Consider the following 19,167-nt stretch of genomic DNA (forward strand, 5'->3'; position numbering starts at 1 on the left):
GACGGTTGTGACGGTTGTGACGGGTTAAAAAACATCTTTTTTTTTCGTATTAAAGACCTCATCAATTAAAACCTTTGGAATGTACACAAATTTACCCTGCTTTATCTTTGGAATTTCCTCACGCTGGATAATCTTTTGCAATGCCGATTCCGAAATATTATATTTCTTTTGCGCTTCCGAAATACTGAAACATTCCGAAACATCAAAGACCAGCTTTTTAGAATGATCCACCTTTGTACTATTCAATAACAATTCTAAATCCTGCCTTTTTACAATTGTTTTCTTTTCTAAAATATTACTTGCTTTCAGTTTTCCCGAGTTAATCAATTTATAAACATTTTGCCTTGAACATCCAATCAATCTTGAAACCTGTGTTACATTTAAAAACTCTTTTTCTTTTAGATCTTCAATTAGCTTAACTTTCTTTTGCTTTTTTACTTCTACTACTTCAATAGCACTATTAATCTTTTCGGCTCGTTTTCGGGCTTTATAGGCTTTCTTTGCACAATCATCACTGCAACATCTTGTAACGGTTGTTTTGGCTATGAAATCCTTCCCACAATACTCACAAACTTTTTGAATTGAAATATTACTGCTCATTCTGTACGATCTTGTTAAATGTTGTTATAAAGTGTTTAAAAGTGTAAACCAATAAACCAAAAAAAATAGTACTATTTTGTACCTCACTTACAAAGATACAATAAAGGTACAAATATTTACATAAAATAACAAAGTATTGCAAAATATTACTATCTTTACAGAAATAAAAAAAGCCCTTAAATAAAGGCTTTATAATAGTTTAGTTTGTTTTGTTAGATTTTTATTTTGTAGCGGTTATTTTCCGATACAAAACTTACTAAAAATATTCCCCAAAACCTCATCGTTTGTAAATTCACCGGATATTTCCCCTAGATGCTCCAGCGCATTTCTCAGTTCATAGGCTAAAAGTTCTGTTGTGATTTGTGAAGTTACTGCCTCATCCACTTGTTTAACCGAATTCAGGGATTTTCGTAAAGCTTCGTAATGACGCTGGTTGGTAATCACGACATTTCCTTCTTCAGATTTCAAATGTTCTACGTAGGAAGACAATTCGTTTTTAAGATCCTGAATATTCTGGTTTTCCACAGCTGAAATTTTTATGAAATCAAAATCGGTTGAGATATTATTTCTAAAAATCTGCTCTAACTTTTCGTAATGAGTTGGGACAACTTCATCAATTTTGGTAGCACAGATAATCAGTTTTAAATCATCTCTCAATAGAGATTTTATCATTTCCACATCTTCGGAAAGATCTTCAGTTCCAGCATCAGCCAGATATACCAAAATCTCAGCATTTTCTACTTTTTCCTTAGCTTTTTTCACACCAATTGCTTCAATTTCGTCAGCAGTTTCGCGTAAACCAGCAGTGTCAATTAATCGAAAAGCGTGACCTTTGATATGGAGAATTTCTTCAATCGTATCACGAGTGGTTCCTGCGATGTTACTTACAATTGCTCTTTCTTCTTTCAAAAGTGCATTCAGAAGTGTAGATTTTCCGGCGTTAGGTTTTCCAATAATTGCAACGGCAGTTCCATTTTTAATTGCATTTCCGTATTGGAAACTCTCAATCAAAGAATTTAGTTTATCCTCTATTTTATAAAGCAAGGATTTAAGCGCAGTTCTATCGGCAAATTCAACATCTTCTTCGGCAAAATCAAGTTCTAGTTCAATTAATGACGTAAAGTTCAATAAATCATTTCTCAGGAATGAAATTTCGTTCGAAATTCCACCTTTTAATTGATTAAGGGCTACTTTTCTGGACGCTTCATTTTCGGAGGCAATCAAGTCAGCTATAGATTCAGCTTGAGACAAATCAATTCTGCCATTCATAAATGCACGCATTGTGAACTCTCCTGCTTTCGCCATTCTTGCCCCATTTTTAATTAAGGCTTCAAGAATTTTTTTACCAATGTAAGGCGAGCCGTGGAAAGAAATTTCTACGGAATTTTCTGTAGTGAATGTCTTTGGTGCATGGAAAACAGAAATCATCACTTCATCAATCGTTTCATCTTCATCTTTAATAAAACCGTAATGAACTGTATGAGAATCTACTTTCTCCAGATTCTTCCCTTCAAAGATCTTGTTGACAATTTCAAAAGACTGATTCCCGGAAACTCTGATGATTCCAATCGCCCCGATTCCGTTAGCTGTTGCCAGCGCACAAATAGTGTCCTGATTCATGCATACAAAGTTACGTGATTAATATTCAAATCAACTTTAGAAAAAATAAAATAAAAGGTTTGAAATTATTAATAACTCCAAAAACTCCATTGATTTCCGTTATAAAAAGCCAGTGTTTCGATTCCTCCATTATTCAGTAAAACCATCATTCCTGGCGCAGGATTGATAATATTTTTGTAAGAAGAAACGGTTGGTAAAACCATCGCTTTGTTTGTAGATTCTAAAACCAAAATACCATCTGCAGCAGAGGTATTAGCACCAATAACAACTTTAGCATTGGTATTTTCTTTAGCAGTTGGCTGAATACCCAAATATGAAGAAACATTAGCCGTCTGAACGCTCAAATCAACCCAAGTAGTTCCGTTGTAATATTCTACTCTGGCAGCACTTGGTGTAGTTGCATTTAGGATAATGCTTCCTGGCGTGTTAAGTCCTGTTTTATCTGTAATGTACGGAAGAATAATTCCTTTATTCTGAGTGCTAGAAAATTCTAAAAGAACAGAAGTCTTATCCGTAGCTGTACCAACATTATCTCCAATTATGACCTGCGAAAAACTGAGTTTACAAATTGTAAACACCAAAGCGGTTAAAATCTTTTTCATTATTACGGACAAGTTTTTTTATTGAAACATTTCCAACCAATTGCTGCGTTGACGTAAACTTTCAAACAGTTTTCAGTTGTATCATACACCATCATACCTTCAACTGGATTAGTAATATTTGCAAGTCCGGCTGTGCTTACCCGACTTATGACAAAAGGCTTCTTGTTGGATTCCAAAGCAATATAACCACCTTTTCTCACCATAGGCCAATTATTAGCATTTGCATCTGTACCAGCTCTCCCTATAGAAGTAATTCCCATTTTTGTATCAGAAGTTGTTCCAGATGTCATTGCATTTTCTAGGCAATAAAGTGATAAAGAATTAGTACTATAAGCCGAAAAAGCAACATCACTATCTCCAGATAAAACCTGTACAAATCTTACTGCACTGGTATAATTGGTTGATGTAATTCCAAAATCACTCAGTTTAAAAGTCAGAATTCTGACATCACGCGTTGTCCCGGAAAATCCCGATCTGCTGTTATAATTATGTGGACAATTGCCTGCATAATAAAAACTCCAAAGAGCCTTTCCAGAAGGAGATACGGAAGAAAAATTCACATCTTTCTGAACACCTACAGTATTACCATTGGCATCAGTAAATTTAAAAACATCGAAACTTGAACTAGGCGCACCGACCTGCGTTACGATAATATCAGGAATATCATCTGTGATACAATTTGGATTAATATCAGCCAAAACATTGACCAAAAAAGTTAATTCTTGTTTAGGAATATTGAAAACTGCTGTACTTAAATCCAGACCATTAATTCCATCTCTTAAATAATAACCTAAAGAAATACTACAGCTTAAGGAAGGCGTATTAGTTTGATCTTGAAGAACACCATTCACATACCTTGGAATACCAATCAAAAAGTTGGTAGCCGTGCTAGTTGTATTAATTGATGTTGGAAAAGATCTGTAGCTTTCATTCACAAAACTGACTCCATTAGCTGTCAATGTTGCATTATTGACATCCGTAGAATAGGTCACTCCTCCAACCGTTAACCCAAGAAGGTTATTGGTATCTTGTGCAGTAACATAAGTTGCCGAGTTATTTTGGGAAGTCCAATAAGTATTGTAATCACCATAAATGACACTTGGTCTCAATTGTGAATACATTAAAGAACAGAAAAAAAAAGTAAGGATTAGACATACTTTTTCATTTAAAATTTTATTCATCTTAGCTCATTTGTATTATAACCTCCGTATTTAGCAATGTGTGCTAACGACAAAGTTAGGAATAATTATCGAGAAAACAGTTTAATTATGATTTAAATCATTATAATCATTTGCTAAAATATATTATCAATTTAAATTAATTTAGTCGAAACTAAATAGCATCTAGCATTCAACAATTTTAAAAGTTAAACCCATTTACAACTTGTAATTCTTATCTTTGTCCGAAATTTTTTAAGACAATGAATGCATTTATAGAGGAGCTAAAATGGCGCGGACTTTTTTCTGATATGACGCCGGGAACGGAGGAACAACTGGATAAAGAGATGACAAAAGCTTACATTGGGTTTGACCCAACTGCGGATTCTTTGCATATCGGAAGCCTTATCCAAATCAAAATTCTTGCCCATTTCCAGCAGCACGGTCATCAGCCGATTGCTTTGGTTGGAGGCGCAACAGGAATGATTGGTGACCCTTCTGGAAAATCTGCGGAACGTAATCTTTTGAGCGAAGAAACACTACTCTATTATGTGGATTGTCTGAAAAATCAATTATCCAGATTCTTAGAATTTGATGGAGAAGGCGATAACAAAGCCATTCTTGTCAACAATTACGATTGGATGAAGAATTTTACTTTCCTGGATTTTGCTAAGAATATTGGAAAACACATCACTGTGAATTATATGATGGCAAAAGATTCTGTAAAAAAACGTTTCTCCGGAGATTCTGGAGTTGACGGCATGAGTTTTACAGAGTTCACTTACCAGCTTTTACAAGGCTATGATTACCTTCACCTTTACCAAAACGATGGTGTAAAGCTTCAAATGGGAGGTTCTGACCAGTGGGGAAATATCACAACCGGAACAGAATTAATCCGAAGAAAAGCACAAGGTGAAGCTTACGCTTTAACAGTTCCTTTGATTACAAAAGCGGATGGTTCCAAGTTCGGAAAGTCTGAAAGTGGTGAGAATTATTGGTTAGATGCTAAGAAAACTTCGTCTTACAAATTCTATCAATTCTGGCTCAATGCCACGGATGACGATGCAGAAAGATTCATTAAGTTCTACACTTTCCTTCCAAAAGAAGAAATCGAAGCTTTGATTGAAGAACATAAAACCGCAGCTCACGAAAGAAAACTTCAGAAAAAACTGGCAGAAGAAGTTACAGTTTGGGTTCACGGACAAACAGAATATGAAAAAGCTTTGAAAGCTTCTCAGATTCTTTTCGGACAATCTACAGCAGAGGATTTGGTAAGTCTAGACGAGGAATTATTCCTTCAGATTTTTGATGGTGTTCCTCAAAAAGAAGTTTCAAAATCTGAATTAGTTGGAAGCAATATCGTTGATTTAATTTCTGAAAAAACAGGTTTCTTAAAATCTAAAGGCGAAGCTAAAAGAGAATTAGCCGGGAACGCTATTTCCGTTAACAAAACCAAAGTTGGCGAAGATTATTCGGTTTCCGAAAGTGATTTAATTGATGGAAAATTTCTACTTCTTCAAAAAGGAAAGAAAAATTATTTCATTGTAAAAGGAATCTAAATTCACAAATACTTAATTAGTTCAATTACATTTTTTATAATGGCAGTTATCATCTTTATCATAGTACTTTGGTATTCTGGATTATTTTTTCAGACATTTTTCCTTCACCGTTATGCAGCGCATCAAACGTTTAAGATGTCAAAATTTGGCGAAAAATTATGTTATGTTTTAACTTGGATCACCCAAGGTTCTAACTATCTTTCCGCTTATGGTTATGGTGTAATGCACAGATTGCATCACGCATATGCAGATACAGAAAAAGACCCACATTCCCCAAAATATGATGCGAATCTTTTTGCAATGATGTGGAGAACTAAAAAAATCTACCAACAAATCAATGAGCAAAAAGCAAAAATAGAAGACAAATTCACCAAAAATGTTCCGCAATGGAAAGCTTTTGACAGATTCGCTAGCTCGTGGGGTTCCAGAATTGGATGGGCAGTTTTGTACACGCTATTCTTCTATTTCTTCGCAACGGCTTGGTGGCAATGGTTATTGTTACCAGTTGCTTATATGATGGCGCCAATCCACGGTGTAATCATCAATTGGTTTGGTCACATCTACGGTTATGTGAATTTCAAAGTGTCTGATACTTCCAAAAATCTGTTAAGATTTGATTGGTTGATGATGGGAGAAGCTTACCATAACAATCACCACAAACACGGCGGAAGAGCGAACTTCGGAGGGGTAAGATGGCACGAAATTGACGTTACTTATTGCATTATGATTCTTCTAGACAAGATGAAATTAATTAAACTGAATCCTGTCGCAGTTGTAAAAAGAGAAATTTAATTTTAAAATAAATATTTAGGCTAGGCATTTGATCTAGCCTATTTTTTTGATTGTAGAAGTGCTTTTACTAATCAGAATAAAAAAATACCGTTGAAAACTCAACGGTATTTTTGTTTAAATATAAATTTTAGTTAGATTTTTATCAAACCTAATTCAATCAATCTTTCTCTTAAAAACTCTCCGGCTGTTGCATCTGGATATAGTTTCGGATTATTTTCATCCACACAATTTTCCAATGCATTCAAAGGCATATCGCTTACTGGATGCATAAAAAATGGAATTGAATATCTTGAAGTTCCCCATAATTCTCTTGGCGGATTGACCACTCTATGAATCGTCGATTTCAATTTGTTATTCGTATGTCTTGACAACATATCGCCAACATTAATCATCAACTCATCTGGTTCTGCAATGGCATCAATCCATTCACCTTCGTGGTTCTGAACCTGAAGACCTTTTCCTTGTGAACCCATCAAAAGCGTAATCAAATTGATATCTCCGTGAGCAGCAGCTCTTACCGCATCATCTGGTTCTTCTGTAATTGGCGGGTAATGGATTGGTCTAAGAATAGAATTTCCTTCCGCGATTTTATCATCAAAATAAAATTCATCCAAATCTAGATACAAAGCCAAAGCTCTCAAAACATATTTCCCTGTTTTTTCAAGCATCTGGTAAGTTTCTTTACCAACTTCATTAAATTTTGGAAGTTCCTCTACGATGACGTTATCAGGATATTCGCTTTTGTATTTTGAATCATCCGAAACATACTGTCCGAAATGCCAAAATTCTTTCAAATCTCCTTTTTTAAAGCCTTTTGCGGTTTCTTTTCCAAAACCAACATAACCACGTTGTCCTCCAATTCCGGGGATCTCGTACTTCAGTTTTTTTTCTGTTGGGAGTTCAAAGAAGTTTTTGACTTCTCCATAAAGATCGTCTACGAGTTTGTCGTCTAGGAAATGTCCTTTTAAGGCAACAAAACCAATTTCTTCGTAAGCTTTTCCGATTTCATTTACAAATTTCTGTTTGCGTTCCGGGTTGTCCGAAAGGAAATCACGCAGGTCTACACTAGGTATTTTGTCCATTTTAGAAATTTTTCGTGGTGCTAAAATACGGTTTTTATAGCAACACAAAACTTATAGATAAAAACTTTTCAAAATTCTGAAATCTGTTAATTATATTTGCAGAATGGATTTACAATATCTCGTGAGAGAACCTCAAAATATCACCCCAGAAACGCCCGTTTTATTTTTGCTTCACGGTTATGGAAGTAATGAAGAAGACCTTTTCAGTTTTGTTCCAACTTTGCCGGAAGATTGGTTGGTTATCAGTTTCCGAGCGCCGAAAGATTCCAGTTATGGAGGTTATGCTTGGTTTGATATCGATTTCAATAATGCTGAAAATTTTGTAGACGAAAATGAAGCAAACGAAGCTGTAAAACTCGTTTTGGAAAACATAATGGGCGTCACAAACCGATACGGATTGACGGATAACAAAACGCATCTTTGTGGTTTCAGCCAAGGTGGAATGATTGTTTATTCTTTGGCATTACACTATCCAGATCTGTTCTCGAAAGTGGCTTGTCTAAGTTCTTATCCTGAGGAAAAACTTCTGAAAAACATCGATAGGAATAAAAAGAAATACGAAAACATGCGTTTCTTCATCTCTCACGGAACAGAAGATGGTGTGATTCCTTTGGAATGGGGAAGAAAAGCTGCTGACCTTTTATATGATTTAAGTGCTTACTTTTCGTTCAGAGAATATATGTCCGGCCACGGTGTAAATCAGAAAAATTATCTTGACCTGATGGAGTTTTTCAAGAAATAGAATATTGTTGATGGATGATAATTGACTGTATGAATTAGTAATAAATATAAATCCCGATAATTGAAAAATTATCGGGATTTTTTGTGCATAATTTATTTTTAAGAATTCATCACATCCTCAATTTCCTCCACAGTAATTGGAATATTAGCCATCATATTAAATGGTTTTCCTGATGACTGGATTACATAGTCGTCCTCAATTCTAACTCCAAAACCTTCTGCAGGAATGTAGAATCCTGGCTCATTGGTAAACACCATATTTTCTACAAAATCATCGGTTAAGATTCCATAATCGTGCGTGTCTAATCCCATATGGTGGGAAGTTCCGTGCATCATATATTTTTTGTAAGCAGGCCATTTTGGGTCCTCGTTCTGAACATCAGCTTTGTCAATTAATCCTAATTGCAGCAATTCTGAAGTGTAAACCTCTCCCATTTCTTTGTGGAATCTGTACCAATTATTCCCCGCTACCAGACGATCCTCTGCTTCAATTTTACATTTTAATACGGCATTATAGATTTCTTTTTGTCTAGCAGTAAACCTTCCGTTTACGGGAATAGTTCTGGTAAGATCACTGGCATAATTGGCGTATTCTGCTCCTACATCCAGAAGAATCAAATCACCATCTTTAGTTTGCTGGTTATTAGCAATATAGTGGAGAACGTTTGAATTATTCCCACTAGCGATAATTGGTGTGTAAGCAAATCCCCGACTTCTGTTTTTTACAAATTCGTGAATCAGTTCAGCTTCAATTTCGTATTCCCATACGCCCGGTTTGATAAAAGCTAATAATCTTCTGATTCCCTTTTCGGTAATATTACAAGCATTTTGAATCAAAGCTAATTCTTCTGGCTCTTTGATGCTTCTCAAACGCTGGAGAATTGGATTACTCCTTTTATAATTGTGCATCGGAAAATCTGCCTGCACTTTCTTGATGAAACGATCTTCCCTCAGTTCTGTCTCTACGGAATTTCTATAATGTTCATTTTTGTTGAGATAAACATTTTCTGCTTCATACATCAGGTTTTTAAAAACTTTGTCGAAATCACTGAGCCAATACACCGTTTTAATACCTGACAATTCATAAGCCTGATCTTTAGAAAGCTTTTCTCCTTCCCAAACTGCGATGTGATCATTCGTTTCACGCACAAACAAAATCTCCCTATTCTCTTCCAAATAAGCATCAGGAAAAATTACAAGAATGCTCTCTTCCTGATCTACACCACTTAAATAAAAAATATCACGATGCTGCTGAAAAGGCATTGTAGAATCTGCACTTATGGGATAAATATCATTGGAGTTAAAAATCGCTATAGAATTTGGAAGTAGTTTTTCTGCAAACTTTTTTCTGTTTTTTACGAACAATGAGCTTGGGATCTTTTCGTATTTTGTTGTCATTACTAAAATAGATTTTTATTAATTTCTTTTTGGGATTAATTTTCCCAAAAAGCGATTCAAATTTACAAAAGATAGACTGGAAAAGATGAACTAAAAATGTTTTTTTTTATACATCCACATTTAACATAATATTATAGACATATTTTCTATATTTGATACACAATAAATTTTTGATGAACGTAAAATATAGTATCCTACTTGTTGTTTCCTTAATTATTCTGAGTATCATAAGCTACCAACTAAGCATTGAAACTATTAATTCAAATGTCAGTTTACCAAAGCCAGCGCTAAACTATAATTTGCATCGGGATATTATTTATAAAAACACCCCAGAAAATATCCCTTTGAAATTGGACATCTATCAGCCAAAAAAATCAACCGGTACCTGAATAAACTTTTCCGTACAGATGCCCATCCTGTTATTCAGAAATGGTTTAAGTTTTATTATCCAAAAACTTATATAACCAGAAATAAAAAAATATTGGAGCTTACAGGCTTTGATGTGGAAAAACAGAAATATGAAGCAATAAAACCTCTCAGAAAGCTCTCGCCAGCGAATTATGTTACCAAACACACCGTTCCGACATTAATATTTCACGGAAATCAAGATGATGTTGTAGATGTGAGGCAATCTGAACATTTGGTTAAAAAGCTTCAAAATCATAAAATCAAGCATCAGTATTTTGTAGTACATAATGCCAACCATACCTTTAATAATATCAGTTCGGACGATGCTAATAACATAGCCCAAAAAACCGTAAATTTCGTCAAGCATTACACAAAAAGACAAGAATAATTTGAAGAAGTTAGCATTTAGATTATTATCGATTTTAATATTCATAATGATAAGCAGTAATATGTATTCTCAGGTAACTTTCCAGATTATCAGATTTATGGCTTCCTATTTTAATGGATGGAAACTTTTAGATGCTCAATTCAAATTCAAAAAAGATTTGGAAGGAAATTATAGTGTAACAAATCCTTGACTGTTCTGAAGGAAAAAAAGCATACAGCGAACTCCCGTGTCTGAATATTTAGCAAACATTTCAAAATCCGTCAGCTGAACAGCAACAGAAAGATTTGGACCTATCTGCCACCATATTATCAAACTTCCAAAAAAAACCCAATGATTTTATATGCAGTACGGGCAAAACCTTTTTGATGGTTACACCAGTTTTCCGGCGAATGACAAGTGTAATAAACGTTGGAAAAGAGAGCTAAAAAAAGCTTTGATGTGGCTTCTGAAATAATTCCACATTTTGCAGCTTTATATTTGTCCTTATAAAATCAAAACAAAATACTAAATTTGCAAAACTTATGGAAAGCAACAGACAAAGAAAAGTAGCACAGATTATACAGGAAGACATGGCAGAAATCTTCCGTAAACAGGCTTCAGACAGCAAGCAGAGTTTTTTGGTTTCTGTTTCGGATGTTAAAGTAACACCGGATCTTGGAATCGCAAAAATATACCTCAGTATTTTCCCAGCTGAACTTCGAGAGCCTATTATGAAGGAAATCAATGAAAACAATGCATTCTACCGTAATTATATCGGACAGAAAATGGCAAAACAGGTTCGTATCATCCCCCAACTGGTTTTCTATATAGACACGAGTCTGGATGATGTAGAACGCATCGAAAAAGAACTGAAAGGCGAAGGAGATAATCCAATTCTGTAGTATTGAAAAATGCTTTTTACATAGCGTCGCGCTACCTTATAGCGAAAAAAGGAAGCACAGCAGTCACGTTCATCACCTGGCTTGCAGCATTTGCAATGGTGGCGGCTGTGGCAGCTATGTTTATTATTATTTCTGTTTTTTCCGGTCTGGAAGATATTAATAAGCAGATGATAGCCAATCTGCATGCAGACCTCACCATCAAAAGCAAGACAGGAAAAGTTTTAAAAGATATCGGACTAATAAGAAGTGTACTGAAGAAAGAATCTGCCGTTGCTTATTTTTCATCTCTTATAGAAGAAAAGGTATATCTGGGCTATAAAGACAATGGTGAGATTGCCTATCTGCGGGGTGTAGATTCTGCTTACACCAATGTTAATCCTATAAACGAAAACATTTTCTACGGAAAATATCCGGACTTCAAGTACAGCAATGAGGTGATTATGGAAAATGGCCTGGACAACAGATTATCTCTTCCTGTGAATTCTAGTCAGGACTTTGCAACAGTTTTGATGCCTAAGCCAGGAAAAGGAATTATACAAAGTGAAAATGATATTTTCAATAAGAGAGAAATCTATGTGACAGGCGTTTTCCCGGGAAATGACCAATTGGACAATTACATTATTGCACCGATAGAGCTTGCTCAACAGCTTTTGGATCTGCACAAAAATGATTGCTATCAGATTGTTATTAAGCTTAAAAATCCGGCTGACGCAGAACGCATAAAAGCCAACCTTACAAAACAAATTGGAAATATTGCAGATATAAAGACCAAATCCGAAGAAAATGCCGCATTTTGGAAAATGATCAATACGGAAAAACTGATGATCTATCTTATTTTCGGACTAGTCATTTTCATCACCACATTCAATCTCGCCGGAGCGATCACGATTTTACAACTTGACAAAAAAGATCAGGCAAAATCATTGATTGCACTCGGGTTTAATCTTAAAAATCTAAGATATATTTATTTTTTTACCGGCTTTTTAATCGTATCTGCGGGAGTCATTTGCGGTCTTATTATGGGCTCTGTTATTTGCTACATCCAGATCAGCACAGGCTTTTTCAAAGCTAGCGAAAATCTGGCATTTCCCGTAAAAATTGAATTGATGAATTACCTTACCGTTTCAGCAATCGCATTCTTTTTCGGATTATCCATTTCGTGGATTTTTTCTAAGGTGAATAAAAGATACATCAGCACTACCAATTAAAACTCTTAGATTTTATTCATAGACTCCTGAATTTTCTCACCTCAGGACTAATTAACATTTTATTACAGTAACTTAAATTTTGCTTAAAAATTCAATCATCTATTACAAACAGATTATAAATATTATAATTTTAAAGTCTTAATTTTGGACAATGAATAAAAGCTTTATTATTGTGTTTGTTGGGATTTTCGGATTTGGCTTCTCTCAGATTCCAACAGGATATTATGACGGAACTACAGGCCTATCGGGCTACAGTTTGAAAACAAAACTTGCTCAAATAATTACTAATGGAGCAAAAGATATGGGCTACGGGAGTGGCACTGGAGGATTATGGCTAGGATACAAAACAACTGATATCGATAAGTATTATGAAAATGACGGAACCATTATCGATATGTATTCCGAAAATCCTGCAGCCAATACTCCCGGTGTGAGCAATGACCCTTACGAATTCAAATGGGGACAGGCATCTGCAGGTGGCAACCAGTGCGGAAGCTATTCCGGAGAAGGAAGCTGCTATAACAGGGAACACTCAATCCCAAAAACCTATTTTGGCGGCATCAATGCAGTTCCTATGTCACACGATATCCATTTTGTAGTTCCAACGGATGGCTACACCAATTCCAAACGAGGAGATTATCCTTATGGCGAAGTTTCTACAGCAACTTGGACTTCCAAAAACGGAACTAAAGTTGGACCAAGCAAAGTTCCTGGTTACAGTGGTTCTGTTTTCGAACCTATTAATGAGTTCAAGGGTGATTTTGCAAGAATGGCTTTGTACTTTGTTACAAGGTACGAAGATAATCTCACATCATTTAGCCAATACCAAACAGCATCTAGCCCTCTAGATGGTTCTAAAAATAGAGGTCTGCAATTATGGTATCTTAATCTGATGTTAAAATGGAGTGAGCAAGATCCTGTTTCTCAAAAAGAAATTGACCGCAATAATGCTTCTTACACTTTCCAAGGTAACAGAAATCCGTTTATTGATCATCCGGAGTGGGTTGAAATGATCTGGGGCAAATCTCCTTTGGCTGTAGATGATGCTTCTTTCTCTAAAAATCTGACTATTGCTCCAAATCCTGTAAAAGGAAATATAATTAATATAACTGGAGACCAAGATTTGAAACAATTCAAAAAAGTTTTTATTTATAATATGGTTGGACAAAATGTACAGACCATCGAAAATCCTTTCCAAGCGGGAAATACAATTACTCTTAATAATTTACCAAAGGGGGTTTACATTCTAAAAACCGGAGAGTTAAACACTAAATTTATTATTGAATAATTACAGTAAATTTACATCTATAAAAGACAGAAGATATTTTCTGTCTTTTATTTTTCATTAATGCTTGATCAATTAAAAATCGTTAAAACTAGATGTAATAATTAATTTTATAACTTTACTAAAAATAAATTTACAGAAATGAAAAAATCTTTACTTTTATTACTAGCTGGTATCTCAGGATTGCTAAGTGCACAAATACCAACCGGCTATTATGACAGTGCCAACGGACTTACCGGAAGTGCATTAAAAACTCAGCTGAGACAAATCATTACAAATGGTCATCAGGATATGGGCTATGGATCAGGCAGTACAGGTCTTTGGAAAGCTTTCCAGACAACAGATAGAGACAAATACTATGAAAACGACAATACAATCCTTGATATGTATTCTGAAAATCCTGCCGCTAATACGCCAGGTGTAAGCAACGATCCTTATCAGTTTAATTTTGGACAAGTTAGTGCAGGAGGAAACCAATGTGGAAGCACCAACCAAAACAATGAAGGTTTTTGTTATAATAGAGAACATTCTTTACCAAAATCTTTTTTTGGAGGGCAAAATGCAACACCAATGGCGAATGACGCAAACTTTGTTATTCCCACAGATTATTATGTTAACTCTAAAAGAGGAAATTACAACTATGGAGAGGTTGGTACAGCTTCACAAACATTTTTGAACGGAACAAAGATTGGTAGCAGTAAGACTCCTGGATTTTTTGGGACAGTGTTTGAACCTATTAATGAGTTCAAAGGTGATATGGCAAGGATGCATCTATATTTCATAACGAGATATGAAAACAATCTTTCTGATTTTTATAATCTAAATGTTTCCGGAAGTCCTTTTGATGGAAACAAATTTCCCGGATTTCAAAGCTGGTACATTAATATGTTATTAAGATGGTCTGCACAAGATCCCGTTTCGCAAAAAGAAATCGATCGTAACAATGCTGTGTATGTCTATCAAAAAAACAGAAATCCATTTATAGATCATCCTGAATGGATCACAGCAATTTGGGGATCTGCACTTAGTATAGACGATGCATCTTTCTCTAAAAATTTGACTATTGCACCAAATCCTGTGAAAGGAAATATAATTAATATAACTGGAGACCAAGATTTGAAACAATTCAAAAAAGTTTTTATCTATAATACTGTTGGACAAAATGTTCAAACAATTGAGAATCCATTCCAAAATGGAAATACAATCACTTTAAAAAATCTACCAAAAGGAGTTTACATCTTGAAAACAGGAGAATTGAACACAAAATTTATCGTGGATTAATTGTCTAAAACAAATATTAAAATTTTGAAATCAGTTGCTTACGCAACTGATTTTTTTTTACCTTGAGACTTCAAAAAGATTTAAAAATGAAATATAACAAATTACTTTTCCAAAAGCTTTTCTTCTTGGCAATGATTCTCAACTCCCTGTTTTTCTCTGCACAAGATAAACCATTTTGGAAAGACATTCAGGAATTTAAAACAATCGATGACACCAAAGGAATCCCCACCAAACCAATTCTTTTTGTAGGAAGTTCATCCTTTACTAAATGGCAGGATGTGAATGATTATTTTCCCGGAAAAACCATAATTAACAGAGGTTTTGGTGGCTCAAGGTTGCTCGATCTGAATTATTATGCGGATGATCTTTTAGATCCTTACAACCCCAGACAAATTGTAATCTACTGTGGAGAAAATGATATTGCAACAGACAATCCTACTGCAGCAGAAGTATTTGAAAGATTCAAAACCTTTTTTGGGAAAATACGTCAGAAGTATCCTAGAGTTCCGGTGGCGTATGTTTCTATCAAATATTCTCCAAGCCGTGAAAAATTCTGGCCGGAAGTGACCGAAGTGAATGCCCTGATAAAAAGTTATCTTAAATCGCAAAAGAAAGCAAAATACATTGACATAACTAAAGTGATGAATGATGCCAATGGAAAACTCCGGACGGATATTTTCCTGGACGACATGCTTCATATGAAACCGGAAGGTTACAGACTTTGGTCCCAAGTTATGAAATCTCATCTAAAGTAAAATGAAAAAAGTCTGACCTGACAGAAATCATCGTCGTAATTAATTATTTTTATTTGTATTAATTCTAAATTAATTATATTTGCATCTATGATTCAGCAGATTATACCTTTCAAGATAGCGCTATTAGAGCCCGCTTACAGAAACGACGAAATGATGTATTGCGAAAAGAAAAAATGTTGCAAAAAATTCAAGAAAGGAAAACGTTGTAAAAAATGTCCTGGAAGAGCTAAAATCAGCTAAACATCAGCCAGATTATCAGCGCAGTCAGTGCGATAAATATAAGAACAGAAACCAGTCTTTTAGATTGGTTTTCTTTTTTTGGAGATTTTGGTAACGAGTCACTTGAATTGTTTAACGATTCTTTTTCCTCAGATTTGGATTCTGAATCTGCAAGCTCAGTAATGGTGATACCCTGAACGATGGTCTTGTGAAGAACCGTATTGGTTGCGTGAAGGAGAATCTGGAATTTCCCCTGAGAATCAAACTCTTTAATCCTAATTGTTCTTTCTCCATTTGGTTTTTCTAAACCGAAAGGCACAATTTTCACAAGGTCAGCATCATAAGTATTCCAATAAACTGTGATTTCCTCGCCTACTTTTGCTCGGATTTTACTTGCGGAAAAACTCTTAATTTTCGGAGGAAGAATACTTTTTACATTTCTCTGCTGACTGCTTAGATTCTGATCATAAAGTCGTCTTCTGTCCGCATCAGTTAGTGTTTCGTATGCTTCCTGAGCCTCTCGGAATCTATCTGAAAAGAACTCATCATTATCATTTTTATCCGGATGATATTTCAGGGATAATTTTCTGTACGCTTTTTTGATATCTTCTGCAGAAGCATCCTTAGGAATTCCGAGAAAGTAGTAGTAATCCTTCACAAAGCAAATTTAATGATTTCAAAACTTTTCATCAACAAAAAATGCAACGCTACACTTCCCGTTTTTCTGACAATATATCCATTTTGCTAAAATCATTCTGCAGTTTCCACTTGCAGCATCCTCTACCGAATTGCATTCTCACTTGTTGTTTCAATACATTTAAGTGATTCAGGCTATTGAATTGGAATTATTTTATTCACCACATCATTTTATTACTTAACAATTTCTTGGCGAAATGATGATGATCTGCATCAAAAAAAACCACCCTTACAAGAGTGGTTTTTGAGTATATTTATTTTTTAAAATTTAATGGATATTTTACGTTGGTAAAACCATCAATGCTTGCTTTCAGTGATCCAACTGCCAATTCGGCTTTTATCAGAATAGGAACTCTGTTTTGGTCATTAGAAACCCACATGGTTACTCCTTCTTTTTCTCTAAAAACCCTGCCGCTCATTACAGATGGGACTATTTTTAAGCATTCTATTTTACCAAATTTGGTGGATAGTTTTTCAGCCGCTACAACTTTCAGCTGAAACGGAAAAATTTCATCATCTATCCAGACATTCATTCGCACTACACTACCTACTCGCAGGTTTTCTGATGGCAGGCTTCTGAGATAATAAAAACATGACATCATATCCTGGACATTGTCTGGCACATTTACTGTTTTTGCGGGTCTGTCCGTATGGATCTTATCAACCAAAACCAGCGAATTATTATTAGGATTAAAGGTGGTCTGCAAATGCTGTCTGTAGCTGCCTTCTGCCACATTTCTGACATAAAAAAGCGGTTCTTTTCTTGTATTGATATAACTTTCATAACTGTCCTCTACCTTAAAAAAAGCTTTCGCAGTGCCACTTGTTTTCCCTGTTCCTTTTACATAAAATGCTGGCTGACCGTTATATGATGTTTTAGTAGTGGCAAGCGTTGCATTTCCTGCTGTAATAAAGCCATAATGAATTCTATAACTTAAAACTTCTCCTGCATTGATGTTATCAAACTGTCCGTATACAGTTGAAAAAAATAAAAATCCTATAAATAAAAAAATATTCTTCATTAATTATGATATATGAATAAATTCTAAGACAAATAATTTGCCAAATATAAAAAATAAACCTTCCGATTCCGAAAGGTTTAATATCGTAATAATTACATTATGTTCGTTCCGTCAGGTATGACCGCATTTTTTTTAATGACCACTATACCATCTTTGATGGAATGGGTATCATAATCACCATCAGGGTGATGTTTTCCGCCAATGATTCTCACGTTATTTCCAATGTAGCAGTTTTTATCAAGAATAGCCATATCAATATAGCAATACTTTCCTATTCCCATATTGGTTTTTCCACTCAATTCATTATCAGACACTTCCTGAGCAGTCTGATAATAATCTGCACCCATTACATATGAGTTCACTATAGTCGTCCCACGATCTACCCTCGTTCTGTTTCCAATAATAGAATTTTCTATCTTATCTGCTAGAATAATACATCCGTCACCGAAGATTGTCTTGCTCACATAAGACCCGTTGATTTTAGTCGGAGGTAACATCCTGGCTCTTGTATAAATGGGGTTAGAGCTGAAGAGATTAAATTGCGGAAGATCTTGTGCAAGATCCAGATTGGCTTCGTAAAAAGATTCAATAGTACCGATATCTGTCCAATAACCATCATACTGATAACTCAGTACATTGAGATTTCCAATGGATGCGGGAATGAAATCTTTTCCGAAATCATCGCCTTCGTGTTCAGCAAATAGTTTTCTTAATACATTTTTACTGAATACATAGATTCCCATAGATGCGAGATATTCTTTACCTTGAGCTTTACTTTCTTCACTGGTTTCAGATTTCCAATCTGCTAGAACGTCCAAACTTGGTTTTTCGGTAAAGGCAGTGATATTACCTTCTTCGTCAGCTTTCATGATTCCAAAACCTGTGGCATCTTTTGCATTTACCGGAATTGTGGCAATGGTAATATCGCCACCTTTTTCTTTGTGGAAATCTATCATTTTCTTGAAATCCATCTGATATAGCTGGTCACCAGAAAGAATCAGAATATATTCATATTCATATTTTTCAAGATGTTTCATTGTCTGGCGAACTGCATCTGCGGTTCCCTGGTACCAATTTTCATTTTCCACATTTTGTTCAGCAGCCAGAATATCAACAAAACCTTTACTAAATATATCGAAGTGATAAGAATTCTTGATATGGGAGTTCAACGACGCCGAATTAAACTGGGTTAATACCAAAATCCTGTTCAGCCCGGAATTGAGACAATTGGAAATGGGAATGTCCACCAAACGGTATTTTCCAGCAATCGGAACCGCCGGTTTGGATCTGCTGTAAGTGAGAGGAAACAGTCTGCTACCTCTTCCGCCTCCTAAAACTATGGAGATTACGCTATCTTTCATAAAAAGTGCTGGTTATATATTATTTTCTAGTTGTTTATATAAATTTAAGAATTGTTTTCAAATATTACGCCACTATTACCATAATATTTTGGGGCACTTTTCAGATTTTGTC

General features: G+C 35.1%; 19 protein-coding genes. 10 read left to right on the plus strand and 9 right to left on the minus strand.

The window, feature by feature from the left end:
- Nucleotides 1–24 precede the first annotated feature (24 nt).
- The 4 genes from EGH73_RS02320 to EGH73_RS02335 all read right to left on the minus strand — a co-directional run bounded on the left by EGH73_RS02320 (nt 25) and on the right by EGH73_RS02335 (nt 4,003).
- A complete protein-coding gene (locus EGH73_RS02320) occupies nt 25–600 on the minus strand; it encodes a helix-turn-helix domain-containing protein (RefSeq protein ID WP_123280498.1) in 576 nt (191 codons plus the stop codon).
- A gap of 234 nt (nt 601–834) precedes the next feature.
- The gene (gene mnmE, locus EGH73_RS02325; RefSeq protein ID WP_123280499.1) at nt 835–2,220 is read right to left on the minus strand and encodes a tRNA uridine-5-carboxymethylaminomethyl(34) synthesis GTPase MnmE; all 1,386 of its coding nucleotides are present in this window, start codon (nt 2,218–2,220) and stop codon (nt 835–837) included.
- Between the two features lie 68 nt (nt 2,221–2,288).
- Nucleotides 2,289–2,822 (minus strand): hypothetical protein, encoded by a 534-nt coding sequence (locus tag EGH73_RS02330; RefSeq protein ID WP_123280500.1) that lies wholly within the window; start codon nt 2,820–2,822, stop codon nt 2,289–2,291.
- 2 nt (nt 2,823–2,824) lie between these two features.
- A complete protein-coding gene (locus tag EGH73_RS02335; protein WP_148041673.1) occupies nt 2,825–4,003 on the minus strand; it encodes a hypothetical protein in 1,179 nt (392 codons plus the stop codon).
- Between the two features lie 239 nt (nt 4,004–4,242).
- Here EGH73_RS02335 and tyrS point away from each other — a divergent pair, with 239 nt between their 5' ends.
- Both tyrS and EGH73_RS02345 read left to right on the plus strand, forming a co-directional pair.
- Nucleotides 4,243–5,538, plus strand: coding sequence for a tyrosine--tRNA ligase (gene tyrS, locus EGH73_RS02340; RefSeq protein WP_123280502.1), 1,296 nt, complete (start codon nt 4,243–4,245; stop codon nt 5,536–5,538).
- Between the two features lie 39 nt (nt 5,539–5,577).
- Complete coding sequence (locus EGH73_RS02345; protein ID WP_123280503.1) at nt 5,578–6,330, plus strand: acyl-CoA desaturase; 753 nt, start codon at nt 5,578–5,580, stop codon at nt 6,328–6,330.
- Between the two features lie 131 nt (nt 6,331–6,461).
- Here EGH73_RS02345 and EGH73_RS02350 read toward each other — a convergent pair whose 3' ends face one another.
- The gene (locus tag EGH73_RS02350; protein ID WP_123280504.1) at nt 6,462–7,412 is read right to left on the minus strand and encodes an isopenicillin N synthase family dioxygenase; all 951 of its coding nucleotides are present in this window, start codon (nt 7,410–7,412) and stop codon (nt 6,462–6,464) included.
- Between the two features lie 103 nt (nt 7,413–7,515).
- Between EGH73_RS02350 and EGH73_RS02355 the strand changes: the two genes are divergently transcribed.
- Nucleotides 7,516–8,154 carry an alpha/beta hydrolase gene (locus tag EGH73_RS02355; protein ID WP_123280505.1) on the plus strand — a complete coding sequence of 213 codons (639 nt, stop codon included), beginning with the start codon at nt 7,516–7,518 and terminating at the stop codon, nt 8,152–8,154.
- A gap of 98 nt (nt 8,155–8,252) precedes the next feature.
- Here EGH73_RS02355 and EGH73_RS02360 read toward each other — a convergent pair whose 3' ends face one another.
- Complete coding sequence (locus EGH73_RS02360) at nt 8,253–9,551, minus strand: aminopeptidase P family protein (RefSeq protein ID WP_123280506.1); 1,299 nt, start codon at nt 9,549–9,551, stop codon at nt 8,253–8,255.
- 481 nt (nt 9,552–10,032) lie between these two features.
- Between EGH73_RS02360 and EGH73_RS02365 the strand changes: the two genes are divergently transcribed.
- The 7 genes from EGH73_RS02365 to EGH73_RS02390 all read left to right on the plus strand — a co-directional run bounded on the left by EGH73_RS02365 (nt 10,033) and on the right by EGH73_RS02390 (nt 15,757).
- Nucleotides 10,033–10,347 (plus strand): alpha/beta hydrolase family protein, encoded by a 315-nt coding sequence (locus tag EGH73_RS02365; protein ID WP_184808058.1) that lies wholly within the window; start codon nt 10,033–10,035, stop codon nt 10,345–10,347.
- Nucleotides 10,348–10,393: 46 nt separating this feature from the next.
- On the plus strand, nt 10,394–10,537 hold the full coding sequence (locus tag EGH73_RS13965; protein ID WP_184808059.1) for a hypothetical protein: 144 nt from the start codon (nt 10,394–10,396) through the stop codon (nt 10,535–10,537).
- Between the two features lie 331 nt (nt 10,538–10,868).
- Nucleotides 10,869–11,228 (plus strand): 30S ribosome-binding factor RbfA, encoded by a 360-nt coding sequence (rbfA, locus tag EGH73_RS02370; RefSeq protein ID WP_123280508.1) that lies wholly within the window; start codon nt 10,869–10,871, stop codon nt 11,226–11,228.
- 2 nt (nt 11,229–11,230) lie between these two features.
- On the plus strand, nt 11,231–12,436 hold the full coding sequence (locus tag EGH73_RS02375; RefSeq protein WP_123280509.1) for an ABC transporter permease: 1,206 nt from the start codon (nt 11,231–11,233) through the stop codon (nt 12,434–12,436).
- Between the two features lie 151 nt (nt 12,437–12,587).
- Nucleotides 12,588–13,724, plus strand: coding sequence for an endonuclease (locus tag EGH73_RS02380; RefSeq protein WP_123280510.1), 1,137 nt, complete (start codon nt 12,588–12,590; stop codon nt 13,722–13,724).
- Nucleotides 13,725–13,862: 138 nt separating this feature from the next.
- On the plus strand, nt 13,863–15,002 hold the full coding sequence (locus EGH73_RS02385; protein WP_123280511.1) for an endonuclease: 1,140 nt from the start codon (nt 13,863–13,865) through the stop codon (nt 15,000–15,002).
- 86 nt (nt 15,003–15,088) lie between these two features.
- Nucleotides 15,089–15,757 carry a GDSL-type esterase/lipase family protein gene (locus EGH73_RS02390; protein ID WP_123280526.1) on the plus strand — a complete coding sequence of 223 codons (669 nt, stop codon included), beginning with the start codon at nt 15,089–15,091 and terminating at the stop codon, nt 15,755–15,757.
- Between the two features lie 232 nt (nt 15,758–15,989).
- On the opposite strand, the gene EGH73_RS02395 is transcribed toward EGH73_RS02390, so the two are convergent.
- The 3 genes from EGH73_RS02395 to EGH73_RS02405 all read right to left on the minus strand — a co-directional run bounded on the left by EGH73_RS02395 (nt 15,990) and on the right by EGH73_RS02405 (nt 19,055).
- A complete protein-coding gene (locus EGH73_RS02395; protein ID WP_123280512.1) occupies nt 15,990–16,634 on the minus strand; it encodes a J domain-containing protein in 645 nt (214 codons plus the stop codon).
- A 292-nt stretch (nt 16,635–16,926) separates the two neighbouring features.
- Complete coding sequence (locus EGH73_RS02400; protein ID WP_123280513.1) at nt 16,927–17,694, minus strand: DUF3108 domain-containing protein; 768 nt, start codon at nt 17,692–17,694, stop codon at nt 16,927–16,929.
- A gap of 92 nt (nt 17,695–17,786) precedes the next feature.
- A complete protein-coding gene (locus EGH73_RS02405) occupies nt 17,787–19,055 on the minus strand; it encodes a glucose-1-phosphate adenylyltransferase (protein WP_123280514.1) in 1,269 nt (422 codons plus the stop codon).
- Nucleotides 19,056–19,167: the final 112 nt, after the last annotated feature.

The organism is Epilithonimonas hominis (assembly GCF_003730015.1).
Lineage (GTDB): Bacteria > Bacteroidota > Bacteroidia > Flavobacteriales > Weeksellaceae > Epilithonimonas > Epilithonimonas hominis.

What these genes read in the sequence shown, in the direction of transcription:
- EGH73_RS02320 (WP_123280498.1), bottom strand. Translation starts at nt 600, where the DNA reads ATGAGCAGTAATATTTCAATTCAAAAAGTTTGTGAGTATTGTGGGAAG.
- mnmE (WP_123280499.1), bottom strand. Translation starts at nt 2,220, where the DNA reads ATGAATCAGGACACTATTTGTGCGCTGGCAACAGCTAACGGAATCGGG.
- EGH73_RS02330 (WP_123280500.1), bottom strand. Translation starts at nt 2,822, where the DNA reads ATGAAAAAGATTTTAACCGCTTTGGTGTTTACAATTTGTAAACTCAGT.
- EGH73_RS02335 (WP_148041673.1), bottom strand. Translation starts at nt 4,003, where the DNA reads ATGAATAAAATTTTAAATGAAAAAGTATGTCTAATCCTTACTTTTTTT.
- tyrS (WP_123280502.1), top strand. Translation starts at nt 4,243, where the DNA reads ATGAATGCATTTATAGAGGAGCTAAAATGGCGCGGACTTTTTTCTGAT.
- EGH73_RS02345 (WP_123280503.1), top strand. Translation starts at nt 5,578, where the DNA reads ATGGCAGTTATCATCTTTATCATAGTACTTTGGTATTCTGGATTATTT.
- EGH73_RS02350 (WP_123280504.1), bottom strand. Translation starts at nt 7,412, where the DNA reads ATGGACAAAATACCTAGTGTAGACCTGCGTGATTTCCTTTCGGACAAC.
- EGH73_RS02355 (WP_123280505.1), top strand. Translation starts at nt 7,516, where the DNA reads ATGGATTTACAATATCTCGTGAGAGAACCTCAAAATATCACCCCAGAA.
- EGH73_RS02360 (WP_123280506.1), bottom strand. Translation starts at nt 9,551, where the DNA reads ATGACAACAAAATACGAAAAGATCCCAAGCTCATTGTTCGTAAAAAAC.
- EGH73_RS13965 (WP_184808059.1), top strand. Translation starts at nt 10,394, where the DNA reads ATGATAAGCAGTAATATGTATTCTCAGGTAACTTTCCAGATTATCAGA.
- rbfA (WP_123280508.1), top strand. Translation starts at nt 10,869, where the DNA reads ATGGAAAGCAACAGACAAAGAAAAGTAGCACAGATTATACAGGAAGAC.
- EGH73_RS02380 (WP_123280510.1), top strand. Translation starts at nt 12,588, where the DNA reads ATGAATAAAAGCTTTATTATTGTGTTTGTTGGGATTTTCGGATTTGGC.
- EGH73_RS02385 (WP_123280511.1), top strand. Translation starts at nt 13,863, where the DNA reads ATGAAAAAATCTTTACTTTTATTACTAGCTGGTATCTCAGGATTGCTA.
- EGH73_RS02390 (WP_123280526.1), top strand. Translation starts at nt 15,089, where the DNA reads ATGAAATATAACAAATTACTTTTCCAAAAGCTTTTCTTCTTGGCAATG.
- EGH73_RS02400 (WP_123280513.1), bottom strand. Translation starts at nt 17,694, where the DNA reads ATGAAGAATATTTTTTTATTTATAGGATTTTTATTTTTTTCAACTGTA.
- EGH73_RS02405 (WP_123280514.1), bottom strand. Translation starts at nt 19,055, where the DNA reads ATGAAAGATAGCGTAATCTCCATAGTTTTAGGAGGCGGAAGAGGTAGC.